Here is a 25,662-nt window from a genome sequence, read left to right as displayed (position 1 = left end):
ACATGAGCGGGCGCCCTCCCGGATGGGGAGGGCGCCCTGCGGTTCCGAGGGAGAGATCGTCCCCTCAGGAACGGACCATGTTCCGCAGCACGTACTGCAGAATGCCGCCGTTGCGGTAGTAGTCGGCCTCACCCGGAGTGTCGATGCGGACGTCCGCGTCGAACTCCACGGTGGAGCCTTCCGCCTTGTGCGCGACCACGTGGACAGTGCTCGGCGTGGAGCCGCTGTTCAGTTCGGTGATTCCGGTGAGGTCGTAGGTCTCGGTCCCGTCCAGCCCCAGCGAGTGCGCGGACTCGCCGGCCGGGAACTGCAGCGGGGCCACGCCCATGCCGATGAGGTTGGAGCGGTGAATGCGCTCGAACGACTCGGCGATGACCGCCTGCACACCGAGCAGCTTGGTGCCCTTGGCCGCCCAGTCGCGCGAGGACCCGGAGCCGTACTCCTTGCCCGCCAGCACCACCAGCGGCGTGCCCTGCGCCGCGTAGTTCTGCGCCGCGTCGTAGATGAACGCCTGCGGCCCGCCTTCCTGCGTGAAGTCGCGGGTGTAGCCGCCCTGCACGTCCTCGAGCAGCAGGTTGCGCAGCCGGATGTTGGCGAACGTGCCGCGGATCATGACCTCGTGGTTGCCGCGGCGGGAGCCGTAGGAGTTGAAGTCCTTGCGCTCGATGCCGTGCTCCTGCAGGTACTTGCCCGCGGGCGAGTCCGGCTTGATGGCGCCGGCCGGGGAGATGTGGTCCGTGGTGACCGAGTCGCCCAGCAGCGCCAGCACGCGCGCACCGCTGATGTCGCTGACCGGTTCCGGTTCCTGCCCCATGCCCTCGAAGTACGGGGGCTTGCGCACGTAGGTGGATTCCGGGTCCCACTCGAAGGTCTCGCCCTCCGGGGTGGGCAGGGAGCGCCAGCGGTCGTCACCGGTGAACACGTCGGAGTAGTCGCGGGTGAACATCTCCTGCGTGATCGCCGAGTCCATGACCTGCTGGATCTCCTGCGGGGAGGGCCAGATGTCGGCCAGGTACACCGGCTCGCCGCCGGTGTCGGTGCCCAGCGGGTCGTTGGCGAAGTCGAAGTCCATGCTCCCGGCCAGCGCGTAGGCGATCACCAGCGGCGGCGAGGCCAGGTAGTTCATCTTCACGTCCGGGTTGATCCGGCCCTCGAAGTTGCGGTTGCCGGACAGCACCGAGGTCACCGCGAGGTCCTCGTCCTGCACGGCCTTGGAGATCTCCTCCGGCAGCGGGCCCGAGTTGCCGATGCAGGTGGTGCATCCGTAACCGACGAGGTGAAAGCCCAGCTTCTCCAGGTACGGCCACAGCCCGGCGCGCTCGTAGTAGTTGGTGACCACCTGCGAACCCGGGGCCATCGAGGTCTTCACCCACGGCTTGCGGGTCAGGCCCTTGTCCACGGCGTTGCGGGCCAGCAGCGCGGCGCCGAGCATCACCGAGGGGTTGGAGGTGTTGGTGCAGGAGGTGATCGAGGCGATCACGACGGCACCGTGGTCGAGCTCGAAGTTGCCGAGCTCGTCCGAGCGCACCGTCACCGGGTTGGAGGTGCGGCCCTTGGCGCCGTTGGCGGCGGAGGCGACCTCCGGCGCCGCGTGCTCAGCCACCGCGGGGGCGTCGCTCGCGGGGAAGGACTCGTCGACGGCTTCGTCCACGGCGGCCTCGTCGGTGGTGGTCGGCTTGACGTAGTCGGTCAGCGAGCCGCGGAACGAGGGCTTGGCCTCGGACAGCGCGATGCGGTCCTGCGGCCGCTTCGGGCCGGCGATCGAGGGGACGACGTCGCCCAGGTCGAGCTCGAGGTACTCGGAGTACACCGGCTCGTTGTTCGGGTCGTGCCACAGACCCTGCTCCTTGGCGTAGGTCTCGACCAGCTGCAGCTGCTCTTCGGACCGGCCGGTGAGCTTGAGGTAGCGCAGCGTCTCCTCGTCGATCGGGAAGATCGCGCAGGTGGAGCCGAACTCGGGGCTCATGTTGCCGATCGTGGCCCGGTTGGCCAGCGGCACCGAGGCCACGCCGGAGCCGTAGAACTCGACGAACTTGCCGACGGCGCCGTGCTCGCGCAGCATCTCGGTGATCGTCAGCACCACGTCGGTGGCGGTGGCACCCGAGGGGATCTCCCCGGTGAGCTTGAAGCCGACGACGTTCGGGATGAGCATCGACACGGGCTGGCCGAGCATGGCCGCCTCGGCCTCGATGCCGCCGACGCCCCAGCCGAGCACGCCGAGACCGTTGACCATCGTGGTGTGCGAGTCGGTGCCCACGCAGGTGTCCGGGTAGACCTGACCGTTGCGCGCCATGATGCTGCGCGCCAGGTATTCGAGGTTGACCTGGTGGACGATGCCGGTGCCGGGGGGCACGACCTTGAACTCGTCGAAGGCGTTCTGGCCCCAGCGCAGGAACTGGTAGCGCTCCTTGTTGCGGCCGTACTCGAATTCGACGTTGCGCTCGAACGCGTCCGGTTTGCCGAACACGTCGATGACCACCGAGTGGTCGATGACCAGTTCCGCCGGCGCGAGCGGGTTGACCTCGGACGCGTCGCCGCCGAGCTCGGCGACGGCTTCGCGCATGGTGGCCAGGTCGACCACGCACGGCACGCCGGTGAAGTCCTGCATGATCACGCGGCCGGGCGTGAACTGGATCTCGGTGGAGGGGGCGGACTTCGGGTCCCAGTTGGCCAGCGCGCGCACGTGCTCGGCGGTGATGTTCTCACCGTCCTCGGTGCGCAGCAGGTTCTCCAGGAGGATCTTCAGGCTGTAGGGAAGGCGCTGCGCGCCGTCGACCGCGTCGAGCCGGAACACCTCGTAGGAGTCGTCGCCGACCCGCATCGTGTCGCGGGCGCCGAAGCTGTTCTTGCTCACAGGTGCTGTCACGTTAGAACTCCATCTCGCGACGGGAGCACGTTCGGGAACGATGCTGAGTCTCGCGCACGCGGGTCGGCGGTGCGCGAGGCCCCGTCTGCCCGTGCCGATTCTGTCTCCCCAGTAACAGTACGCGTGTCCTGCATTCGGGCTCAAGTCAGGGTCGCCGAAGCCGGAGGCGCTCTTCCGGCACCGGCAAAACCCGGGGAATTTCGCCCGGCCGCCGCTTCCGGCTGTCGTGCTGCGCGGTTTTCCGGAGCGGCCTGCCCTTCGGGGCGGCCTTGTCCGGGGCCGCTTTTGCGCGGAAGGGCCTTGCCGTTCGGCCCCGGCGCTCGTATCGTGACTGTATGACCAAAAATATTCTTTTGGTCATGCGGTCGGAGTTGTGGAGGGTCGGATGGCGGAACGGGACGCGGAGCGGGCGGACCGCATCCTGGACGCGGCCGCGGAACTGCTGGCCCGGTGGGGTTATCGCAAGGTGACCGTCGACGAGGTCGTCCGCCGCGCCGGCGTGGGCAAGGGCACCGTGTACCTGCACTGGCGCAGTCGGGACGAACTGCTGTTCGCGGCGTTGCTGCGCGAGGGCGCGGCGACGTTCGACGAGCTGGTGCGGGGCATGCGCGCCGATCCGACCGAGGTGGCGTTGCACCGCTACGTGCGCACCGTCTTCTTGCACGCGATGCGCCGGCCGCTGCTGGCCGCGATCTACACCCGCGATGCCGAGGTGCTGGGCAGGCTCGTCGCCACCGACGGCTCCCGCGGGCTCGTGCACAGCAAGATGACGCTGTCCACGGAGTACCTCGCGCTGCTCGCCGAGCACGGCCTGCTGCGCGCGGACCTGCCCGTGGAGCGGATCGCGTACGGCATCGGGTCGGCCGTGCTGGGTCAGCTGGTCATCGACCCCATGCTGCCCCCGGAGCTGGCCATGCCCGTCGAGGCGAAAGCGGACCTGCTCGCGGAGATGATCCGCAGTTCCTTCGAACCACCCGGCACGCCGGGCGAGCATGCTTTCGCCGCGGTCGCCCCGAAGATCATCGGGATCGTCGAGGGCCTGCGCGACACCTACCACGAGCACGTCTACCGCACGACGAGCGACGGGGAGAAGTGATCGACATGACCACGCCCACCACCTTCGAAGGACTGCACGAGTGGCTGCGCTCCGCACGGGAGAACGCCGCGGTGCAACTCGATCACGACAACCGCCTCGCGCAGGTGTTCGGCTATCCGGAGGTTGTCACCGCGCTGGCCGAGACCGCCGACTTCTCTTCGGACCTCAGCGCGTTCGTACCGCGAAGCCAGCAGTTCGACGTCTTCGCCGAAGGCAACTTCATCAACCTGGACCCGCCGCAGCACGACCGGCTGCGCGGGCTGGTCAGCCGGGCGTTCACGCCGAAGATGATCGCGCAGCTGCAACCGCGCATCACCCGGATCACCGACGAGCTGCTGGAACAGGCGGGAACCGAGTTCGACCTGGTGGACGCGCTGGCCTACCCGCTGCCGGTGATCGTGATCGCGGAGATGCTGGGCATCCCGACCAGCGATCGCCCGCTGTTCCGGAAGTGGGCGGACACGCTGCTGTCGCAGCAGATGGGCGAGGCCAGCCAGGAGCAGATCGAGCACGTCCTCACCCAGGTCGAACCGACCATGCGGGAGATGAACGAGTACCTGCTGGCGCACATCCGGGCTCGCCGCGCCGATCCCGGGGAGGATCTGACCAGCAAACTGACCGTGGCGGAGGCCGACGGTCGGGTGCTGACCGACGAGGAGATCATCGGTTTCGCCGGGCTGCTGCTCATCGCCGGTCACATCACCACCACCGCGCTGCTCGGCAACAGCATCCAGCTCCTCGACGAGCACCCGGAAATCGGCGAGCACCTGCAGGCCGACCGGGAGCTCGTCCCGCAGGCCGTCGAGGAGTTCCTGCGCGTGCGGTCGCCGTTTCCCCGGGTCAGCAGGCGTAGCACGCGGGAGCTCACCCTCGGCGGGGTGCAGATCCCGCAGAACTACATGGTGTTTCCGTGGCTCGCCTCGGCCAACCGCGACGCGAGGCAGTTCGCCGCACCGGAGGTCGTGGACATTCGCCGCAAGCCGAACCAGCACCTCGCCTTCGGCAAGGGGATCCACTTCTGCATCGGCGCCCCGCTCGCCCGTTTGGAGGCGAAGGTCGCGCTGAACCGACTGCTCGACCGCTACCGGCGCATCCACGTCACCGGCGGCGAGTTCTTCGACGCCACGACCATGACCGCCGCCAAACAACTCCCGGTACTGGCCGAACCGCACTGACCACGACCGGTAAGCGCCGGACTTGGGGGACGCATGCCGGAATGCGAGATCAACGACACGGTGATCGCCTACGAGGAGGCCGGCGACGGGCCGCCGTTGGTGCTGGCGCACGGGCTCGGCCTGAGCCGCGAGATGTGGCGCCCGCAAATCGAGCACTTCCGCACGAGCAACCGGGTGATCGTCTTCGATGCCCGCGGTGCGGGCGAGTCCGGACCGCTCACCAGCGGCCGCGACGTGCTGGCCCGCCAAGCCGCCGACCTCGAGTCGCTGCTGGACTGTCTCAACGTACGACGAGCGGTGCTGTGCGGAGTCAGCTACGGCGGGGTTCTCGCCCAGGAATTCGCCGCCACGTATCCGCAACGACTCGCCGGGCTCGTCATCGTCGACTCCTTCCCCGACATGAACGTGACCGGCCCGCTGCGCCGGATCGGGCTCCGACTGAGCACCGCGCTCGCGGCGCCGATGTTGTTGCTACCACCCGCGATCGTGGTGCCCGCGGTGCGGCGCACCTACGCGCGCTGGCCGTTGGCGCGCGACGTCGTCGCCAGCGGCTACCGAAAGATGCGGCGGATCGAGACCGCGCGCATGCGGCGAGCGATCAATCGGGTCGACTACCAACCGCAGTTGGCGGCAGTGACGTGTCCCGCACGCGGCATCGTCGGTGACGCATCGCCAGTGCTGGTCGAACTCATGCGCCGCCTGACGAGCGCCTTGCCCAACGCGTCGCTGGACAGCGTGCCCGACTCCTTCGACCCCACCAACCTGTGCCAGCCCGAGCTTTTCAACGCCCTGCTGGCCGACTTCCTCGTCGAATTGGAATGGTCCGCCGCAGGATGAGCCGCCGCGGCATCGCACGCTCGTGCCGACGGACACGGTCACATCCCGCGCAGCACTGTCTGCTGAGCAAGAAGCGAACGCAGCGGGAAGGACGTGCACGATCTGAGCCATCGCCACGCGTCAGCTGGCTGGCCAGCCTTGGAGGAGGTACCGCCATGGAATTTCCCGGTACGGTGGCGAGGGTTCGGCGCGCGGTGTTCGCACGTCATGCCAATCCGTGCAGCGCGTGGACGCGGTGGGCGAGCGCCCCGTTGGTGCTTGTACCGGTGTGGACACGGAGCTGGCGCCATGCCGCCGTGGTCGCCGCGTGGTTCGCGATCAATCCGGTGCTCTTCGCGAAGCCGCAGGACGAGCGAGCGTGGTCCACGCGCGCGATGCTCGGCGAAGAAATGTGGGTGCTCGCGCGACCCAAGGATGCCGGGATGGTGGTCAACGTCGTCGCCGCAACTGCCTGTGCGCTCGCGATGGTCTCGGCCCGCCGTCGGCGGTTGAAACCAGCGGTCGTGCTAACGGCGGCGCAGATGACGCTGATCCTGGTGTACTGGGAACTCATGGCTCGTTACTTCGACGAGCACCAGCGAGATGCGTCGTCAACTGCAGCGACAGGCTGATCGGAGCGTGCCGCACTTCCTTACGCGCTCAGCGCGGTGAACAAGTTCAGCAGTTCCTCGGCGAGCGTGCTCGGCCGGGTGACCGGGGCCAGGTGATGGGTTTCGATCCGGCGAACTGGCCAGCCCCGTTCCGCGGCCTCGGCGGCGACCGCTGCGTACGGCGGGCTGAGTTGCAGGTAGCCGGCCGGTCCGTTCCAGTCCGCGTCAGGTCGTGCTTCTGTCAGGAACGCGGCGGCCACCTCGGGTTCCTCGCTGCTCAACGAGTTGCGCAGTGCGGCATCGGGTACGAGCTCGGTTAGCGGGTCCGCGTCGAACCAGAGGTGCCAGGGCGGCAACCGCGAGCTCCGCGCTCGTGACTGCAACTCCTCGACCAGCCCGGTGGGCGCTGTGTCCTGCCAGCTGCACCCGGGCGTGGGCAGGTCGGCATCCAGGTATACCAGTGCGGCCACGGGGCGATCGGCGGCCTCCACGAAGCCGGGCAACAGTGGTCCGGCGCCGCTGTGTCCGACCAGCACCAGCGGCCCTGCCGCACCCGCGACATTCAGCGCACGGACGAACTCCGCGGAAAGGCGTTGATGCACCGGCCCGCCGGCTACCGCACTGCGCAGGTCCGGTACGAGCGTCGCCACACCGTCGAGCTCGAGCTGCTCGGCCAACGGCCGCATGCTCGCCGGTCCCAGAAACGGACTGTGCGCCAACACGGCGGTTCGCCTGCTTGCCCGCATGAAACCCTCCTGTCGCGCGGTGCTGCATCAGCATCCGCTGGTTGAACGCTGAGGAAACGGCATGTGCACGGTCAGCAGGGTTACCGCTCGTCGCTGGGGTCGGCGTGCAGGGCGGCCAGTCCCTCGCGGTACGAGGGGTAGCGGGGTGCCCAGCCGAGCTCGCGCTCGGCCTTGTCGTTGGCCAGTCGGATCCGCGTGGCCACCATGAGCGCGTGCATGTACGGCGCCGGCTTGAGCAGCCACCCCGGGATCGTGCGCGGTGCGGGGGCTTCGGCGCGGTCGGCGATCGCACCGACGTAGTCGGCGAAACCGACCGGCTGATCGTCCACGATGTTGTACGCCTGCCCGGCACGCCCGTGCTCGAGCGCGGCGACGGTCGCCGAGGCGGCGTCGTCGACGTGGATCAGCGAGGTGGTGCCGGACGGGCGCGGTACGGGCAGCCGCCGCCGCCCGGCCAGCGCCATCAGTTGCCGCGTGGCCGGTTCCGGGCCGTAGAACATGCCGTATCGCAGCGCGATGCCCTCGATGCCGGCGGTGTTGAATGCCTGTTCCTCGTTCGCGCGCATCGAGTCCATGTGCCGGTCGTACGCGCGGTGCCCGGTCGGCTCGGCGAACGGCCGGTCCTCGCTCAGCAGCTCGTCGCCGTGGTCGCGGTAGCCGTACCCCAGGAAGAACGACTGGGTCAGGAACCGGTGGGCGCCCACGAGTTCGGCCGCGCGCAGCAGGTTCGCCGTGCCGCGATCCCGCAGCACGTCGGTGGCGTGGAGATCGCGGTGCCGCCGGGGAACGCCGTCTATCGCGGTGGCCTCGTGGATCACGGCGTCAGCGCGGTGCCCCGCCAGCGCCGCCAGCAGGGCCTCGCGCTCCAGCACGTCGGCGCGAACCGCCTCCGCGCCCGCTGCGCGGAGCTGCGCCGCGCCCTGCGTCGAGCGCGTGAGCCCGAGCACGGTGTGCCCCGCTGCGAGCAGCTGGGGCAGTAGCGCACCTCCGATGGTGCCGGTAGCTCCGGCGAGCAACACCCTCATGTCCGCTCCTCACCCTTCTCTGTCACAGCCGATCGCATCTCGCGCCTTCGCCCATGTGACGGGACGGCCGGGTTCGGTGTGACAGCCCAGCGCCCGTGGCGACGGACACGTGTCACCTTTTCTCCAATCGGCGGAAGCTCCGGCGTTCACGCCGGGGAGGAGCCGATCCCGAGTGGTTCCGGGGGAGCACGCACCCGTGCTTACTCTTGATCGACGGTGGTGTAAAATGATCAGTATGCGGACGGCGTACAAGTGCCGGGCCTACCCGGACTCCGAGCAGGCGGCCCAGTTGGGCCGCACGTTCGGCTGCGTACGCCTCGTGTGGAACAAGACCCTCGATGCGCGGCACCGCCGCTACCACACCGAAGGGCGGTCCACCTCGTACAAGGAGACGGACGCGAACCTCACCACGTGGAAGAAAACCGAGAACCTGGGATTCCTGTCCGAGGTCTCCTCGGTGCCGCTGCAACAGACGCTGCGGCACCAGCACACCGCGTTTGCGAACTTCTTCGCCGGACGCGCCAAGTACCCCCGGTTCAAAAACCGCACCGGTAAGCAGTCGGCGCACTACACCCGCAGTGCTTTCAAGCTGCGCGACGGGCAGTTGACGCTGGCGAAGCAGCAGACACCGTTGCGGTTCGTGTGGAGCTGGGATGCCGACCTGTTGACGTCGTTGAACCCGACGATGGTCGTCGTGTCCCGCGAGCCGGACGGGCGGTGGTACGTGACCTTCGCCGTGGACACCGACGAACCCGAACCGGCCGCACCGACCGGCGAGGCGATCGGCGTGGACCTCGGCGTCAAGGACTTCGCCACCCTGTCCACGGGCGAAACCATCGCCAACCCGCAGCACCTGGACCGCAAAGCCCGCAACCTCAAGCGGTATCAGCGGATGATGGCCCGCAAGCAGAAGGGCTCGAACAACCGCCGCAAGGCCAAGCGCAAGGTGGCACGGGCGCACCGCAAAGTCCGCCACGCCCGCGCGGACTTCCTGCACCGCACGTCCACGAACCTGCTCCGCCGGGCCGACACGATCGCGATCGAAGACCTCAACGTGTCCGGCATGACCAGCTCGGCGAAGGGAACCGTGGATAAGCCGGGCCGCAACGTGCGCGCCAAGTCCGGGTTGAACCGGCGCGTGCTGGATGCGTCGTTGGGCGAGTTCCGCCGACAGCTGGAGTACAAAGCCTCCCGTGCCGGGAAACGCCTGGTCGTGGTCGACCGGTGGTTCCCCTCCAGTAAAACGTGCTCCGCCTGCGGGCACCTGCTGAGCACGCTGAGCCTGTCCACTCGGGCCTGGACATGCCCGAGCTGCCGCACCCGGCACGACCGGGACCACAACGCGGCGAAGAACATCCGTGCCGCTGGTCAAGCGGTAGCCGGGCAGCACCCCGGCGAAGCCTGTGGAGCTGGCATGAGTCCGCAAGGGTCCTCCCTTCGGCAGTCGGCAACGAAGCAGGAAGCATCGGGCGCGAGCCCGATGGGAATCCCCGCCCCTTGAGGGCGGGGAGGAAGTCAAATATGGCGGCGCAGAACCGTCTGATGAGCGAGGAACGACGTAGCGGGAAGGGCGCGCACGTCCGAGCCACAGTCACGCAGCGACCGGACGACCAGCGTTGAGCAGGAGCATGCGCCATGAACGGACCACGGAACGACCGCCCGGTAGACGCGAGCCGAGCACCGGCGCTCCGCCTCGCCGCCGCACTGCTCCTCGGTGGGAGCCTCCACTTCCTCGCTCCGAGGTTCTTCGACCGCATCATTCCCCGGCGGCTGCCGGGAGAACCGCGCGCCTACACATATGCGTTCGGTGTCGCCGCGCTCGGCATCGGAACGGGACTGTCGATCGCCCGCACGCGGCGCTTCTCGGCCACGCTCGCCGGCGCGTTCTTCGTCGCGGTGATGCCCGCCAAGGTACAGCTGACCGTTTCCTGGTGGCGCGATGAGACCAAGCGCCTACCGGCCAAGGTCACCGCAATCGTGCAGCTGTTCTGGCAGGTCCCGCTGGTCACCGAGGCGTGGCGGGCCCGGCGCAACGCCGCGAATCGCCGGAGGCACGGAAGTCCACCGCGCGGCGTCGAGCCGTGCGGGCTGCGGTGGACGAGGACCTTCCCGCGCTGTAGCTCGCCGCTGCAGGTGCAGGAGCGGGGGAGGGGGCGTCATGGGCGCGAGTCCAGGCAGCACCGGTAGCTCCCGCTCGGTGGCGCGATGAGACCTTTTCTCCATTCGGTGGAAGTACCGGCGACACCCTCGTCGCTCCCGCCCCCGGCCGTCCGGTCGCAGCAACCGGGTCCGCTCGGCCGGTCAGGCCGCGGCGCGGGTCATCCGGGTGTAGGCGGTCTTGACCGCGTAAACGATGAGTCCCTCCAGCAGGGCCGTGGCCACACCGGTCAGCACGGTCGCCAGGAAGTTCGACATGATGAGCGCTTTCTGCCGTCGTAGCGTTCTCGTGCGGTTCGGCCCGATCGTGTCGTCCCGGGGTGAGTGCGAAGTGGGGCTCGAGTGACCAGCAGGTAACGGTACCGGGAACATGTCCCGTCAGGGCGCCGCCGCGCGGTCGCCGGTCAGCTCCGCGCCGGCGCGTGCTCGACGGTACCCGGCACGACAGCAGGCGCGCTCGGCCCGGAAAGCTCATCGCGCGGACCGGGAAGCGCCTTGTGCTCGGGCGCGCCGTGGTTCTGCAGCAGCAGCACGACCACAGTGGTGGCCACCGCCGAGCCCAGTGCGATCCCCCACTGGTGCGGCAGCAGCGGACTGCTGCCGAAGAAGTGACTGAGACCGGGGATCTGCACGACGCCGAACAGCATCGCGAACGACACGGCTCCCGAGGCCAGCACGAGCGGCGTGCGTCCGCGCACCGCGAGGGTCTGCACGAGCTGGGCCGAGACGAGGGCCACCAGCCCGGTCGTCCGCGCCTGTCCCGCCAGGGACACCGGGCGTGCCAGTGCCCAGGCCAAGCCGGCGGCGCTGGCCGTCGCCCCGGCGCGCACGTACACGCTCCGGGTCAGCGCCGCCCCCAGCGACGCTTCCGGACCTTCCGTCAACAGCTTCTCCGGTGTCGCCCGGGCCGGTGGGCGCACCGCGATCGCGATCGCCGGCAGCACGTCGGTGAGCATGTTGACCACGAGCAGCTGGCGCGCGTTGAGGGCGGCGCCGCTGCTGAAGACTCCGGCACCGACCGCGTAGCCGATCTCACCCAGGTTGCCGCCGAGCAGCATCGACAGCGCGTCGTGCACCGAGGCCCACATCCCGCGGCCCTCCACGATGCCGTGCGTGATCGTCTCGATGCGGTCGTCGATGACGACGAGGTCGGCGGATTCCCGGGCGGCCGGGGTGGCGCGCGAGCCGAGCGCGATGCCGACGTGGGCGAGCGTGATCGCCGGAACGTCGTTGGCCCCGTCGCCGGTCATCGCCACGGTGCGGCCCGCAGCACGCAACAACCGCACGATGCGGGCCTTCTGCGTCGGACTGACGCGGGCGAACACCGAGACCTTCGGCATTTCCGCGGCGAGCTGCTCGTCGTCGAGCTCCTCGAGCTCTCCGCCGTGCAACACGCGGCGGCCGCCGAGCATCCCGAGTTCGGCGGCGATGGCCTGGGCGGTGCTGGGGTGATCGCCGGTGATCATGACCACGTCCACGCCGGCCCGCTGCAGCTTGCCCACCGCGTCGGCCGCCGTCGGCTGGACCGGATCGCTCAGACCGATCAGGCCCACCAGCGCCATGTCGTCCACATCGGAATCATCCAGATCGGACCCCGTCGCGTCCGGTGTGGACTTCTCGGCCACTGCGAGCAACCGGTAACCGCGCAGGGCCATGCGCTCGATCTCGGCCTCGATCTCGGCCCGCGCGTCCCCGTCGAACGGGCGATCGCCGTCGGGGTGGCGCCACAGCGCGCAGCGGTCCAACACGACTTCGGGGGAACCCTTGACATGCAAGGAAATTCCGCGCGGACCGCGAGTGCGCGTCGCGTGGAAGCTGCGTGCGGGCTCGAAGGGCAGGTCGGCGAGCACCTCCTGGGAGTTCGGGTCGGCACCCGCGCGCAGCGCCCCGTCCAGCACCGCGCGGTCGGTCGGATGCGGCAACGGCTGCTCCTCATCGGCCTGCGGATTGGCGCGGGCAGCGACCTCGACCACCCGCCGCTGGGTGTCCTCGAGCACGTCCGGCCCGGCGCTGCGGCGGCCGTCGGAGACCTGGCCGAGCGTGAGACGCCCCCGGGTGAGCGTGCCCGTCTTGTCGAAGCACAGCACGTCCACGCGCCCCAGCGCCTCCACCGTCTCCGGGCTGCGGACGAGCACTCCGCGCCGCGACAGCCGGCGTGCGGAGGCGAGTTCCGCCAACGTCGCCACGAACGGCAGCCCCTCGGGCACGGCGGCCACGGCCAGCCCGACCGCACGCCCCACGGTCTGCCCGAGCGGGACTCCCCGCAGCAGGTCCACCAAGAACAAAGCCCCGCCCGCACCGACCGACAGCGGAAGGATCTGCCGTGTCAGCTCGGTCAATCGGGCCTGCACACCTCCCGATGCGCCACCACCGCCCTCGTGCTCGTGGGTGGTGCGCCCGAGCTCGGTGGCAGTTCCGGTCGCGACGACGACGGTCGCGGCCGTGCCGGTGGCGACCGTCGTGCCCTGGTACACCATGCTCGTGCGGTCGCCCAGGGCGCTGGCGGCGGTCGGTTCCGGCGTTTTGACGACCAGATCGGATTCCCCCGTCAGGCTGGACTCGTCGACCTCCAGGAACTCGGACGTCAGCACGCGGCAGTCGGCGGGAACGCCGTCACCCGAACGCAGCTCGACCACGTCGCCGGCGACGAGTTCATCGGCGGGCACGGTCGTGCCCTCGCCGTCGCGGCGCACGTGCGCCGGCAGCTTCCCGGCGTCCAGCAGCTGCGCGAGTTCCCGGTCGGTGGCCGCGCGCTGCACACCGTCGATCGCCGCGCTGATGCCGAGGGCACCCACGATCAGCAGGGCATCGACCACCGAACCGAGTCCGGCCGAGAGCACCGCCCCCGTGACCAGCACCGGCGACATCGGATTGACGAGCCCCTCCAGAGTCGCTGCCAGTGCTCCGGAACCGTCCGAGCGGGTCTGGTCCGGTTGGATGCGCTGGAGACGCCGCGCCGTTGCCGCGCTGAGCCCGTCCATCGAACTGGACAGCATCCTCAGCACGGCCCTGCCGGGCAGTGCGTGCCACGGTGTGTGCTCGCGCGGAGCGGGAGGGGGCCGGTTCCCGGCCTGCAATCCGGCGAGCGTGCCGGTGCCGAGCGCGAACAGCGTGGCCGCCTGCATCGGCATCGCCGCACGCGCCGGTGCACCGAACGACGGGCCGAGGGCGCTGAACAGGACACCGAGGCACGATCCGCCGATGGAGAGTGCGGCCGCCTGCCGACTGGCCGTGCGGGCCGGCGGCACCGCCGAGAGCAGCGTGTGCGCCTCCGCCTGGTTCGGGCACAGCACGTCGGCGCCCCACGGCACCGCCTGCTCGGCCTCGGTGATGCCGAGCCCGACGTCGGCTGCGGCCAGAGCCGCGGAAGCGCGGTGCGAGACCACCGCCACCACGCGGCCGTCCTGCTGCAACCGGTGCACCGACTCCACCAACCGGTCCCCGCCGGGCACCGCTTCGCCGATCGGGAGTCGCCGATCGAGCCCGCTACCGTCGTCGGCGAGCACCAGTGATCCCACCCCGCCGGCGGCGCCCACGAGGGCCTCGGCGAGCGGATCGAGCTCGGGCACGATCACGGCGATCCCCACGGGTTCGGCGTCGCGGCTGAGCACGAGCAGCTCCGCACCGCGTTCCCGCTGGGCGCGCGCCGCGTCGCGAAGGCTCTCGGGCAGATTCGCGTCGTGCTCGTGCGGCGCGAGAGACCACCGCCCGCGCGTGCGGGGTGTTCGTGGCGCGTCCGGATCGACCAGTTCCCCGGCGTGCGCGAACAGCCGCGCCGGGTCGAAGCCGGTGTCCAGGACGAGCATGTCCTCGACGATGTGCCGGCCGCTCAGCAGTGCCGCGGCGTCGAGCACCACGGTGCCGATCCGGTCGAGGCGGCGCAGCGCGCGGGGTTCGAGCACGAGCCCGCCGCGGGCGCAGGCGGATGCGGTGAGTTGGGTGGCGAACGCTTCGCGGCCGCTCTTGGCCGGACGCGGCACTCCGGCCTGCATCGTCGCGAGCGCCCGCCGCGGGTCCCGGGTCGCGGCGAGTACGGTGCCGTAGCCGCTGAGCGCGAAGGTGCCGGAGACGTTCGCGACGCGTTCGACGATCCCGTCGGGCAGTGCCGCCGGGCGGGGACCGATGGCCAGCGGCGGCGCCTCGTGCACGCCGGGAACTTCGGCGTGTTCCCGCTCCCAGCGGTGCCACGCCTGGTGGCGGGCGATCGCGTCACGGGAGGTGTTGGTCCGGCCGACGAGGTCGGTGAACAGCGACAGCGGGTTCTGCGAGAGCCCCTGGGCGACCGCGCCGCCGAGGCTGAGCGTGAACTCGGTGCGGGTCCGGCCGAGGGCGGACTCGGTGCGCGAACGCAGCCAGGGCACGGAATCGGTCAGCGCCACGGCAACGGTCACCAGCGGGGTCAGCGGGCGCACCGGCAGCAGCGGAGCCACCGCGGCATAACCGAATCCCAGAACGCTGATGCCCAGCGCCCCCACGTCGCGCAGCAGCGCGTCGGGGTTGCCGGGGTGCACCGCGTCTCCCGGCGCCTGCCCGCGCGCGGCGAGGCCGTGCTCGGCTTCGACCCGCGAGACCACGTCGGCCAGCTCACCGCGGTCCGCACCGCCCGGCGCGTGCCGCGCGGCCACGCGCCCGAGCACCGCGTTCACCTCGACGTCGGAAACTCCGTTCACCGCGGACAGACGTGTGCGCAGGTCCTCGCCGGCCTGTTCGGCACCGGGAAGGTGCAGGCCACGCACCTGCAGATGGATCCGGTCGGGCCCGGAGTGGCTCCGTCGGGTGACCGGCGCACCGCCGAGGGCGCGAACGGCGTCGACGACGTCGGTGGCGACGTTCGAAACCCGCGACAACAGCGTGCCCAACGGCATGGGTCCTTCCGCACACGAGGCATCGGGGGCAGGCGCGCGGCGTTGACGCGACGGGGCGCCCGAGGGGAGGAGACCAGCGCGGGGTGCGAACTGCCATCGCACCCCGCGCGGAGTCAGCGGTGCATCAGGCCTGCTGCTCGCCGCGCTCGCTGCTCACGACAGCCGTGCCCACGCCGATGGCGAGCGCGACCGGCCATTCGATGAGGCTCAGCGCGGTGCCGGCGGCCAGACCGCCGTAGAACAGGGTCTGCTTGGTCGAGGGCAACTGCGCGCGGACCGTCTCGGCGGCGGAGGTGAAATCCTGGCGATCGGGCAGGCGCATCTCGGGCCGGTGGAACTCGGCGGTGACGAACGGCAGGTGCACGGTCGTGCCGTACGACGTGTCGGTGCGCCCCACGTCGCCGCCGGTAGCGGTCTGCGTCCCCGTGGAGGAGTCGCGGGAGCCGCTGCTGCGGCCCGACGAACCGGAACGCTGTCCCTGCGCGCTCTCGCGGGAGCTGCCACCACGGGACGTGGAACGTCCTCCGGAACTGCTTTCCCTGGCCATGAGACCTCCCGAGCGCAGATGCCGACAGCGGAACGTAGTGCAAAGATACGACGAACTCCGGGTGAACCGAAAGCTGAGCGGGGAGGAACCCGGCGGGCTTCCCCGTACCGGGGCAATCCCACCGGCAACGGACCGCCCCTTCCACCGCGTGTTCGGCGACCGGGTGAGGCGCGCTGCGCTTCCGTGGCATCGTGGCCGTGTGGCCCGGCCGGGCGCACGCGGCGCCCGGCGCAGTACACCGACCTGCGGGAGGAACGGCCAGTGAGCAGCCAATCGCCGGAGCGGGACCCGGAGCAGGACACCGCGCAGTGGCAGCGGGCCCGCGAGGTGTTCGCCGGGGCGCGGCGCGTGACCGCGCTGACCGGAGCCGGTCTGTCCACCGCCTCCGGCATCCCCGACTTCCGCGGCCCCAACGGCGTGTGGACGCAGAACCCGGCGGCTCAGCGGCTCACCGACATCGACAGCTACGTCGCCGACCCCCAGGTGCGCAAGGAAGCGTGGCTCGCCCGCGCGGAAAACCCCGCGTGGCAGGCCGAACCCAACGCGGCCCACGGCGCGTTCGTCGACCTCGACCGCACCGGACGGCTGCAGGCGGTGCTGACGCAGAACATCGACGAACTGCACCAGCGCGCCGGGCTCTCCCGCGACCGCGTGCTGGAACTGCACGGCACGATGTTCCGCGTGACATGCCTCGACTGCGGCGGCACCGGGCGCATGCGGGACACGCTGCGCCGCGTCGAAGGTGGTGAGGAGGACCCGGCCTGCGCCGACTGCGGCGGCATCCTCAAGTCCGCGACGATCTCCTTCGGCCAGGCCCTGGACCAGGACGTCATCCGGCGCGCCGAGCAGGCCACCGCCGACTGCGACGTGTTCCTCGCCGCGGGCACCTCGTTGACGGTGCACCCGGCGGCCGGGTTCGCGCAGCTGGCCTCCTACGCCGGGGCCGAACTGGTCATTTGCAACGCCGAACCGACGCCGTACGACGACCTCGCAGCGGCGGTGCTGCGTGCACCGCTGGTCGAGGTCCTGCCCGCGCTGGCCGCGGCCGTGCCCGCCGCCGAGACCGACGACCGCTGACCTGCCCGGGACCGGACGCCGGGGCAGGGCAGCGGTTGCACTCCGGTCGGTTCAGCTGGGCAGGGCGCACTGCCCGCGGTCGACCGCCGTCGGCCCGGCTGCCCCCGGCCGGATGTCGAAGTCGAAGATCTCCGTCGGCAGGTACAGCGAGCAGCAGGCGTTGGGGATGTCCACGATCCCGCTGACCCGGCCTTCGATCGGCGCGGCGCACAGGATCAGGTAGGCCTGCTCACCGGTGTATCCGAACTGGCGCAGGTACTCGATCGCCTGCAGGCACGCCCGCCGGTAAGCGATCGTCGCGTCCATGTAGTGCTGCCCGCCGGACTCGTCGACGGAGATGCCGACGAAGGAGACGAACTCGGTGTACTGCGGCTGCTGCCGCCCGGGTTGGAAGATCGGCGTCGTCGCCTGGTACCGGTTCATCCCGCCCTTGATGAGGTCCACGCCGACGTCGATGTAGCCGCCCATCTCCACCGCGCCGCAGAAGCTGATCTCGCCGTCGCCCTGGGCGAAGTGCAGATCGCCGATGGAGAACAGCGCCCCCGGCACGTACACCGGGTAGTACACGCGGGCGCCGATGCCCATGTTCTTGATGTCCATGTTGCCGCCGTGCTCGCGCGGCGGCACGGTCCGCGCACCCTCGGCCGCCGCCCGGTCGCGCGCCGCGCCGGTGAGCGAACCGAGCAGGGCGTGCGGTTCGTGCGGCGGCAGCGCCAGCGGCGGCACCCGGTCCGGTGCGGTGTCGATGAGCGCCCGCTCCCGCCGGTTCCACTCCGCCAGCAGCTCGTGCGACGGGGCGCAGCCGGCCAGTCCCGGGTGCACGTTGGACGCGATGCGCACCCCGGGAAGGTGCCGCGAGGTGGCGAAGCGGCCGTGGAAGTCCCACACGGCCTTGCCGGCCCGCGGGAAGTGCTCGGTGAGGAATCCGCCGCCGTTGGTCCGGTCGAAGATGCCGGTGTAGCCCCAGCCCTGGCCGGGCTCGCCGCCCGGGCCGTGTTCGACGGTGTGCGCCGGGCCGATGTCGAGGTAGTCGACGACGAGCAGGTCCCCCGGTTCCGCCCCGGCCACGGCGATCGGACCGCTGAGCATGTGGTTGTGGTCGAGCAGCACGTCGCGCACGTCGTTGGCCGAGTCTGTGTTGCGGATCTGGCCGTCGGTCCAGTCCTTGCACTCGATGCGGAACTCGCTGCCCGGCCGCACCTCCGCCGCGGGCGGGATGTCCGGGTGCCAGCGGTTGTGGCCCGGCACCGCGTGCTCGTGCATCGAGGTGTCCTGGTCCACGTGGAAGGCGGTCTCTGGCATGGTGTGCTCCTCACTTCTCCGCGGCACTCGTCGGCGCCCGTGCTCTCACTCGCAGTCCGGTTGTCAGCTCACGTTCGGGCGTGTCGGGACGCCGGGAACGGAGCTCCGCACGGCACGTGCCTTTCTTGTTACCGTGTGAACACGATCTGCGCACGGCGGGAGCCCGCCGTGCGCGGAAGCCGCCGGTCCCGATCGGCGGACAGCGGCGGTGAGCTGGGAACATGGGGTGATGGACGGGCAGTCGGCGATGGCCGCGATCGTGCTGGCGGGCGGGCAGGCGCGCCGCTTCGGCGGTTCCGACAAGTTGTCGTTGCCCGTCGCAGGTCGGCCGCTGCTGGACCGCGTGCTCGAGGCCGTGGCCGAGGCGGAGCCGCGCGTGGTCGTCGGCCCGGCCCGCGCGACGCGGCTGTCGGTGCGCTGGACCCGTGAGCAGCCGCCCGGTGGGGGACCGGTGGCGGCGATCGAGGCGGGGTTGCGGCTCGTTCCCGGACCGGTACCGCTGGTCGCGGTGCTCGCCGGGGATCACGCGCACCTTCGCCCGCGCACGCTCGCGCACCTGCGCGCGGTGCTGACGCGGCGGCCGGACGCGGCGGGTGCGGTGCTGACCGATCCGGGCGGGCGGGCGCAGTGGCTGCTGGGGCTCTGGCGCGTCGAGCGGCTGCGTGCGGCGATGCCGGTGGAGGGCGCCGGCGTGGCGGTGCGGTCGGTGCTGGGGGAGTTGGACCCGCTGCTCGTGCCGGCGGCGGAGCGCGAGGCCGCCGATGTGGACACCCCGGAGGATCTGCGGCGGGCGCGGGGCTGAGCTGACGCGTGCTCCGCTGCCGGTTCGCGAGCGCATCTGCTGAGGAGCCGGCGCAGCGGCAGGCAGCGGCAGCCCGAGTGGTGTGGGGCCTCGAGCGGCCGACGAGCCTTCTGTTAGTTAATTGAATTTGTGGTTTCAGTGTTAGATGAAATTAAACCCCACGTGAAACCTCACGACCGCCGTGCCACGATCAAAGCAGCGATCGCACGAGCGGAATCCGCTCATCGAACAGCAGGGAGGCGCGCGGATCGTGACGCAGCCGGACACGGGAGATCGTGACGACACCGCCCACCAGGGCACGACGTCGCAGGAGGCGTCCGCCGCGCCGCCCGCTGCGGACGCGCGGGCGTTGGAACGCGCCGTTTTCGAGGTCAAGAGGGTGATCGTCGGCCAGGACCGCCTCGTCGAACGCGTGCTGGTGGGGCTGCTCGCGCAGGGGCACATCCTGCTGGAAGGCGTGCCCGGCGTCGCCAAGACCCTCGCGGTGGAGACCTTCGCCCGCGTGGTCGGCGGCTCGTTCGCCCGTTTGCAGTTCACCCCGGACCTCGTGCCCTCGGACATCCTGGGCACGCGGATCTACCGGCAGGGCAGCGAACGCTTCGACGTGGAGCTCGGCCCGGTGGTGGCCAACTTCGTGCTCGCCGACGAGATCAATCGCGCGCCCGCCAAGGTGCAGTCGGCGCTGCTGGAGGTCATGGCCGAGCACCACCTGTCCATCGGCGGCGAGAGCTTCCCGATGCCCACCCCGTTCCTCGTGCTGGCCACGCAGAACCCCATCGAGAACGAAGGGGTGTATCCGCTGCCGGAAGCCCAGCGCGACCGGTTCCTGTTCAAACTTCCCGTGGAGTACCCCACCGCGGAGGAGGAGCGGGAGATCGTCTACCGCATGGGCGTGCAACCACCGGAACCGGCAGGGCTGCTGACCCCGGAGGAACTCGTGCGGCTGCAGCAGTCCGCCTCCCGCGTGTTCGTCCACCACGCTCTGGTCGACTACGTCGTGCGGCTCGTCGTGGCCACGCGCACTCCCAACGAGCACGGCCTGTCCGACATCGCAGGATGGGTCTCCTACGGTGCCTCCCCGCGCGCGAGCCTGGGCACCGTCGCCGCGGCGCGCGCGCTGGCGCTGGTGCGCGGGCGCGACTACGTGGTGCCGCAGGACGTCGTCGACGTCGTGCCGGACGTCTTCCGGCACCGGCTCGTGCTCTCCTACGACGCGCTGGCCGACGGCATCTCCCCGGAGCACGTCGTCAACCGGGTGCTGCAGACCGTGCCGCTGCCGCAGGTGGCCGCCCGGCCGCAAACCCCGGCGCAGCCGCCGCAGTCCGGACCACCGCCCACCCCCGGGCAGGCCCCGTTCGTCGGCCCCGCCCAGTAGCGCCGGTACCGGAGGAACGGTGTCAACACCCAGCAGCGCAGCCCGCCCCTCCTGGGCGCCGCCCCCGCTGGACGAGGGGCGGCTGACCGAATCGCTGCGGCAGCTCGAATGGACCGTGCGCATCCGGCTCGACGGATTGCTCCAGGGCAACCACCTCGGAATCATCCCCGGGCCGGGCACCGAGCCGGGGGAGGCACGTGCTTACGAACCCGGTGACGACGTCCGCCGGATGGACTGGGCGGTCACAGCCCGCACCGGTGAGCCGCACATCCGCCAGAGCGTGGCCGACCGCGAGCTCGAGACGTGGGTGGCCGTGGACCTGTCGGCCAGCCTCGACTTCGGGTCGGCGGCCTGCGACAAGCGGGAACTCGCCGTGGCCGCGCTCGCCGCGGTCACCCATCTGACCGCCGGCGGAGGCAACCGCATCGGTGCGGTCGCTGACACCGGCACTGGCGAGGTCCGCCTGCCCGCTCGCTCCGGTGGCCAGTACGCGCGGAGCCTGCTCAAAAGGGTCGCGATGCTGCCGCGCGCACCGGAGGGCACCCGCGGTGATCTGAACGCGCTCGTCACGTCCCTGCGCAGGCCGCCGCGGCGCCGCGGATTGGTCGTGGTCGTCTCCGACTTCCTCGGGGCGACCGACTGGCAGCGCGCGCTGCGCGCTCTCGGGCAGCGGCACTCGCTGCTGGCGGTCGAAGTGCTCGATCCGCGGGACGTGGAACTGCCCGACGTGGGCACCGTGGTGCTGTCCGATCCGGAAACGGGCAAGCAGCGCGAAGTGGAGACGACGCCGGTGCTGCGCCGCGAGTACGCGGCCGCCGCGGCGGCGCACCGCGACGAGGTGGCCACGGCGCTGCGGCGCGCGGGCTGCGCGCATCTGACCCTGCGCACCGACTCCGACTGGATCGCCGACCTCGTGCGGTTCGTCGTCGCGCGCAAACGCGGATGGTCCGGAGGGGGAGCGGGATGAGCCTGTCCGGGTTCGCCAACCCGTGGTGGTTTCTGCTGCTGCTCGTCGTGGGCGCGCTCGTCGCCGGTTACGTGTGGGCGCAGCGGCGGCGCCGCAGCGACAGCTTGCGGTTCGCCAACTTCGCCGCGCTCGAGCGTGCCGGTTCGGGACGGCGTGCCTGGCTGAAGCACGTGCCGCCGGCGCTGGTGGGGGTGGCGCTGATCCTGCTGACGGTGGCGCTGGCGGGGCCGACCGCGGAGCAGCGCATCCCGCGCAATCGGGCGACGGTGATGCTGGCCGTGGACGTGTCGTTGTCGATGAAGTCGGAGGACGTGGCGCCGAACCGGTTGCAGGCGGCGAAGCAGGCGGCCAAGGAGTTCGCCGATGAACTCACTCCGGGGGTGAACCTGGGGCTGGTGTCGTTCGCCGGTACCGCCACGGTGATGAGCATGCCGACGACGGACCGCGCGGCGGTGAAGCAGGCGATCGACTCGCTGCAGTTGTCCGAGGCCACGGCCACTGGTGACGGGATCAACGCGTCCATGTCGGCGATCGAGTCGTTCGGCAGGATGGTCAGCGGCCCGGCCGGGCCGCCGCCCGCGCGCATCGTGCTCATGGCTGACGGCGGGCAGACGATTCCCCGCGATCTCAACGCTCCGCGCGGGGCGTACACCAAGGCGCGCGAGGCGCAGCAGAAGGGTGTGCCGATCTCGTCGATCTCGTTCGGCACGCACCACGGCAGCGTCGAGATCGAGGGCCAGCGCGAGTGGGTCGAGGTCGACGACGCCGCCATGGCCGAGATCGCCCGGCTGTCCGGTGGCGAGTTCCACAAGGCGGCCAGCGCGCAGGAGTTGCGGCAGGTCTACGAAACGCTGGGCGAGCAGATCGGCTACGAAACCGAGCACACCGATGCCAGCCGTTCGTGGCTGGTGCTCGGCACGCTGGCGCTGATCGTCTCCGTCGGGGCGGCGCTGTGGCTCGGCCGGCGCGTGCCGTAGGCGGCTCGGGCTGGCCAGCGTGTGCTGGGCGGTGCGTGCTGGGGGCCGTGCCGGGCGGTGCGGCGACCGCGCGGCACCAGACCACCACAGGCGTGGTGGTCTGGTGCCGCCGCATCCTCCGAGTGGCTGCACGCCGTGTCCGATCTTTGGCATCGCCCTAGCTTTTCCATCATCGCAGCGCACGCCGCGTGCTTGGTCGCGTGCCGGCGACCCGCGAACTACCACATCTGTGATGGTGTTCTTGTTGTACCCAGCCACTACAGGTGTGGTGGTCGCTCCTATGGTCCCGTCCGTGCCATTCCCTGCCCGTGTCATTCCCCGCCCGGGCAAGTTCATGACCGCGCAGCTCCGTGCTCGCGCAGGCCCGTGCTCGTGCGATGTGGAGATACCACGATCCCGCCGGCGAAATTCTGTGCGGAGGCGACCACGGTCCACTCCGGACGGGTCGATAGTGTCCCGGCGGGCCTTGCAGCCCGGCAGTGACGACAGCGCGAAGGGAGAGCGACGTGGCACGGTCCGTCTTGGTGACCGGTGGGAACCGCGGGATCGGATTGGCCATCGCGCGGGCGTTCCAGGCCGCGGGCGACGCGGTCGCGGTGACCCACCGCGGTTCGGGAGTCCCCGAGGACCTGTTCGGCGTGCAGTGCGATGTCGGCGACCCCGACCAGGTGACCGCCGCCTTCGACGAGGTCGAAGCGCACCAGGGACGGGTCGAGGTGCTCGTCGCCAACGCGGGCACGAACGAGGACGGGTTGCTGCTGCGCATGGGTGAGGACCAGTTCAACCGCGTGCTCGACACCAACCTCAGCGGGGCCTACCGGGTGGCCAAGCGCGCAGCCAGCAGCATGCTGCGCAACCGCCGCGGACGCATGGTCTTCGTCTCCTCGGTGGTCGGGCTCTCCGGCGGGGCGGGGCAGGTCAACTACGCCGCCAGCAAGGCCGGGCTCGTGGGGGTCGCCCGTTCGATCGCCCGCGAACTCGGGTCCCGCTCGATCACCGCGAACGTCGTGGCGCCCGGCTTCGTCACCACCGACATGACCGACGAGCTGTCCGAGGAGCGCAAACAGCAAATCCTGGGGGAGATCCCGCTGGGGCGGTTCGCCGCCGCCGAGGAGGTCGCCGGCACCGTGCGGTGGCTGGCCTCCGAAGAAGCCGGCTACATCACCGGCGCGGTCGTCCCGGTCGACGGCGGCCTGGGCATGGGCCACTGAGCCGGCCAGCGCGCCGGAACGCCGAAGTTCGGCGTTGTCGCTGGTCAACGCGGCCTACGCGGCACAAGTATCCAGTCAACGACGCACACACGTGCACAGGAAAAAGGAAGCAGGACAGACGTGAGCGGACTGCTCGACGGCAAACGCATCCTGATCACCGGTGTGATCACCGAGACATCGATCGCCTTCCACACCGCGAAGGTCGCCCAGGAGCAGGGCGCCGACGTGGTGCTCACCGGGTTCGGGCGGATGCGGCTGGTGGAGCGCATCGCCGGCCGGCTGCCGAAACCCGCGCCCGTGGTGGAACTGGACGTCACCGACGACGAACACCTCGACACCCTCGCCAGCCGGGTCGGCGAGCACTGGGACTCCGTCGACGGGGTGCTGCACTCGATCGCGTTCGCGCCCCCGTCCTGCCTGGGCGGGGACTTCCTCGCCGCGCCGTGGGAGGACGTCTCCCAGGCTTTGCAAGTCTCGGCGTACTCGCTGAAATCGCTGACCACGGCGCTCATGCCGATGCTCAACGAGGGCGGATCGATCGTCGGGATGGACTTCGACGCGCGCGTGGCCTGGCCCGCCTACGACTGGATGGGCGTGTCCAAGGCCGCGTTGGAGTCGACCTCGCGCTACCTGGCCCGCGAGATGGGCTCGCGGCAGGTGCGGGTCAACCTCGTCTCGGCCGGCCCGGTCCGCACCATGGCCGCCAAGTCCATCCCCGGCTTCAGCGAGCTCGAGGAGAACTGGGGCGACCGCGCCCCGCTCGGCTGGGACGTCAACGATCCGACCCCGGTGGCCCGCACCGTGTGCGCAGCGCTGTCCGACTGGATGCCGAAGACCACCGGTTCGATGATCATGGCCGACGGCGGGGTGCACGCGCTGGGCAGCTGAGCCGGCAGCACCCGCAGCCGCGTGGCGGGGCGCCGCGGCGCCCCGCCACGCGGCGTGTCCGAGCTCATCCGCCCACCACCCCTCACACCCGGTGCGCGGGCACACCGGGCATCATGGTGGCGTGAGCTTCGACGCGCTGCTTTTCCTGTCGTTCGGCGGGCCGGAGGGCCCGGAGGATGTCCGCCCGTTCCTGGAGAACGTCACCCGCGGGCGAGGCGTGCCCCCGGAGCGGTTGGACGAGGTCGCGGAGCACTACCACCACTTCGGCGGCGTGTCGCCGATCAACCGGCTCAACCGCGATCTCATCGACAGGCTCGGCAAGGAGTTCGAACGGCAGGGGCGTGACCTGCCGATCTACTTCGGCAACCGCAACTGGCACCCGCTCGTCGAGGACTCGGTCGCGCGGCTGGCCGACGACGGGGTGCGCAGCGCACTCGTGTTCGCCACGTCCGCATGGGGCGGCTACTCCGGATGCCGCCAGTACCACGAGGACATCGCCCGGGCGCGCGCCGCGGTCGGCGACCGCGCGCCCGACCTGGTGAAACTGCGCCAGTTCTACGACCACCCGCTGTTCGTGGAAGCCAACGCCGACGCGGTCCGCCGCGCCTACGCTCAGCTGGACAGCGAGCGGCGCGCGGCCGCGCGGCTGGTGTTCACCGCGCACTCCATCCCCATCGCGGCCGACGAGAAGGTCGGTCCGGACGGCCAGTCGCACTGGTACTCGCGGCAGGTCGCCGAGTCCGCGCGGCTCGTGGCCGAGGCCTGCGGCGTCGCCGACTACGACGTCGTCTGGCAGTCCCGCTCGGGTCCGGAGCACGTGCCCTGGCTGGAACCCGACATCTGCGATCACCTCGCGGCGCTGCACCAGCAGGGCGTGCCCGCCGCGGTCACCAGCCCGATCGGGTTCGTCTCCGACCACCTCGAAGTGATCTGGGACCTGGACAACGAAGCCGCGGACAAGGCTGCCGAGCTCGGCATGGGCTACGTCCGCGCCGGCACGGCCGGTACCGACGCTCGCTTCCCGCAGCTGATCGCCGAGCTCGTCGCCGAGCAGCTCGACGCCGCCCCGGCGCGGAAACTGTCCGCACTGCCCGCGGCCGGTGCCACGCGCAACGGCGAGCCTTGCTCGCCGGAGTGCTGTTGAGGGGCCACCGCTGAG

At 70.7% G+C, this 25,662-nt stretch carries 20 protein-coding genes; 14 read left to right on the top strand and 6 right to left on the bottom strand.

Going from position 1 to position 25,662, the window contains the following annotated elements; all coding sequences use genetic code 11:
* Positions 1-64 precede the first annotated feature (64 nt).
* The gene (acnA, locus tag ACVGV2_RS10405) at positions 65-2,821 is read right to left on the bottom strand and encodes an aconitate hydratase AcnA (protein WP_459165951.1); all 2,757 of its coding nucleotides are present in this window, start codon (positions 2,819-2,821) and stop codon (positions 65-67) included.
* A gap of 430 nt (positions 2,822-3,251) precedes the next feature.
* Here acnA and ACVGV2_RS10400 point away from each other — a divergent pair, with 430 nt between their 5' ends.
* From ACVGV2_RS10400 to ACVGV2_RS10385, 4 genes are all read left to right on the top strand, one after another.
* Positions 3,252-3,962, top strand: coding sequence for a TetR/AcrR family transcriptional regulator (locus ACVGV2_RS10400; RefSeq protein ID WP_459162169.1), 711 nt, complete (start codon positions 3,252-3,254; stop codon positions 3,960-3,962).
* 5 nt (positions 3,963-3,967) lie between these two features.
* Positions 3,968-5,137, top strand: coding sequence for a cytochrome P450 (locus tag ACVGV2_RS10395; protein ID WP_459162168.1), 1,170 nt, complete (start codon positions 3,968-3,970; stop codon positions 5,135-5,137).
* 33 nt (positions 5,138-5,170) lie between these two features.
* Positions 5,171-5,974, top strand: coding sequence for an alpha/beta fold hydrolase (locus ACVGV2_RS10390; RefSeq protein WP_459162167.1), 804 nt, complete (start codon positions 5,171-5,173; stop codon positions 5,972-5,974).
* A gap of 155 nt (positions 5,975-6,129) precedes the next feature.
* Positions 6,130-6,585, top strand: a complete 456-nt coding sequence (locus ACVGV2_RS10385) for a DUF6653 family protein (RefSeq protein ID WP_459162166.1) — start codon at positions 6,130-6,132, stop codon at positions 6,583-6,585.
* A gap of 20 nt (positions 6,586-6,605) precedes the next feature.
* On the opposite strand, the gene ACVGV2_RS10380 is transcribed toward ACVGV2_RS10385, so the two are convergent.
* Together ACVGV2_RS10380 and ACVGV2_RS10375 are read right to left on the bottom strand one after the other, a co-directional pair.
* Positions 6,606-7,250, bottom strand: coding sequence for a hypothetical protein (locus ACVGV2_RS10380; RefSeq protein WP_459165950.1), 645 nt, complete (start codon positions 7,248-7,250; stop codon positions 6,606-6,608).
* 140 nt (positions 7,251-7,390) lie between these two features.
* Positions 7,391-8,335, bottom strand: coding sequence for an NAD-dependent epimerase/dehydratase family protein (locus ACVGV2_RS10375; RefSeq protein WP_459162165.1), 945 nt, complete (start codon positions 8,333-8,335; stop codon positions 7,391-7,393).
* 235 nt (positions 8,336-8,570) lie between these two features.
* On the opposite strand from ACVGV2_RS10375, the gene ACVGV2_RS10370 reads away from it, so the two are divergent.
* On the top strand, positions 8,571-9,836 hold the full coding sequence (locus tag ACVGV2_RS10370; RefSeq protein ID WP_459162164.1) for an RNA-guided endonuclease InsQ/TnpB family protein: 1,266 nt from the start codon (positions 8,571-8,573) through the stop codon (positions 9,834-9,836).
* Between the two features lie 134 nt (positions 9,837-9,970).
* On the top strand, positions 9,971-10,522 hold the full coding sequence (locus ACVGV2_RS10365) for a DoxX family protein (protein ID WP_459162163.1): 552 nt from the start codon (positions 9,971-9,973) through the stop codon (positions 10,520-10,522).
* A gap of 374 nt (positions 10,523-10,896) precedes the next feature.
* On the opposite strand, the gene ACVGV2_RS10360 is transcribed toward ACVGV2_RS10365, so the two are convergent.
* A complete protein-coding gene (locus tag ACVGV2_RS10360; protein WP_459162162.1) occupies positions 10,897-15,357 on the bottom strand; it encodes a cation-translocating P-type ATPase in 4,461 nt (1,486 codons plus the stop codon).
* 124 nt (positions 15,358-15,481) lie between these two features.
* The gene (locus ACVGV2_RS10355) at positions 15,482-15,904 is read right to left on the bottom strand and encodes a hypothetical protein (protein ID WP_459162161.1); all 423 of its coding nucleotides are present in this window, start codon (positions 15,902-15,904) and stop codon (positions 15,482-15,484) included.
* A 261-nt stretch (positions 15,905-16,165) separates the two neighbouring features.
* On the opposite strand from ACVGV2_RS10355, the gene ACVGV2_RS10350 reads away from it, so the two are divergent.
* Positions 16,166-16,981 carry an SIR2 family NAD-dependent protein deacylase gene (locus tag ACVGV2_RS10350; RefSeq protein WP_459162160.1) on the top strand — a complete coding sequence of 272 codons (816 nt, stop codon included), beginning with the start codon at positions 16,166-16,168 and terminating at the stop codon, positions 16,979-16,981.
* A gap of 51 nt (positions 16,982-17,032) precedes the next feature.
* On the opposite strand, the gene fmdA is transcribed toward ACVGV2_RS10350, so the two are convergent.
* Positions 17,033-18,283, bottom strand: coding sequence for a formamidase (gene fmdA / locus ACVGV2_RS10345; protein ID WP_459162159.1), 1,251 nt, complete (start codon positions 18,281-18,283; stop codon positions 17,033-17,035).
* Positions 18,284-18,512: 229 nt separating this feature from the next.
* On the opposite strand from fmdA, the gene mobA reads away from it, so the two are divergent.
* The 7 genes from mobA (at position 18,513) to ACVGV2_RS10310 (ending at position 25,647) form a co-directional block, all read left to right on the top strand.
* On the top strand, positions 18,513-19,085 hold the full coding sequence (mobA, locus tag ACVGV2_RS10340) for a molybdenum cofactor guanylyltransferase (RefSeq protein WP_459162158.1): 573 nt from the start codon (positions 18,513-18,515) through the stop codon (positions 19,083-19,085).
* Positions 19,086-19,434: 349 nt separating this feature from the next.
* A complete protein-coding gene (locus ACVGV2_RS10335; protein ID WP_459165949.1) occupies positions 19,435-20,460 on the top strand; it encodes an AAA family ATPase in 1,026 nt (341 codons plus the stop codon).
* A gap of 19 nt (positions 20,461-20,479) precedes the next feature.
* Complete coding sequence (locus ACVGV2_RS10330; RefSeq protein ID WP_459162157.1) at positions 20,480-21,427, top strand: DUF58 domain-containing protein; 948 nt, start codon at positions 20,480-20,482, stop codon at positions 21,425-21,427.
* A complete protein-coding gene (locus ACVGV2_RS10325) occupies positions 21,424-22,404 on the top strand; it encodes a VWA domain-containing protein (RefSeq protein ID WP_459162156.1) in 981 nt (326 codons plus the stop codon). The genes ACVGV2_RS10330 and ACVGV2_RS10325 overlap by 4 nt, the downstream gene beginning before the upstream one ends.
* A 506-nt stretch (positions 22,405-22,910) precedes the next feature.
* Positions 22,911-23,615, top strand: a complete 705-nt coding sequence (gene fabG, locus ACVGV2_RS10320; RefSeq protein WP_459162155.1) for a 3-oxoacyl-ACP reductase FabG — start codon at positions 22,911-22,913, stop codon at positions 23,613-23,615.
* Between the two features lie 120 nt (positions 23,616-23,735).
* Positions 23,736-24,503, top strand: a complete 768-nt coding sequence (gene fabI, locus ACVGV2_RS10315; protein ID WP_459162154.1) for an enoyl-ACP reductase FabI — start codon at positions 23,736-23,738, stop codon at positions 24,501-24,503.
* 121 nt (positions 24,504-24,624) lie between these two features.
* Entirely contained in the window at positions 24,625-25,647 is a 1,023-nt protein-coding gene (locus ACVGV2_RS10310; RefSeq protein WP_459162153.1) for a ferrochelatase, read from the top strand.
* Positions 25,648-25,662 lie beyond the last annotated feature (15 nt).

Source organism: Bounagaea algeriensis, assembly GCF_054491375.1.
The sequence above is the reverse complement of the archived record's forward strand: the minus strand, read 5'-3'. Positions and strand labels throughout refer to the sequence as shown.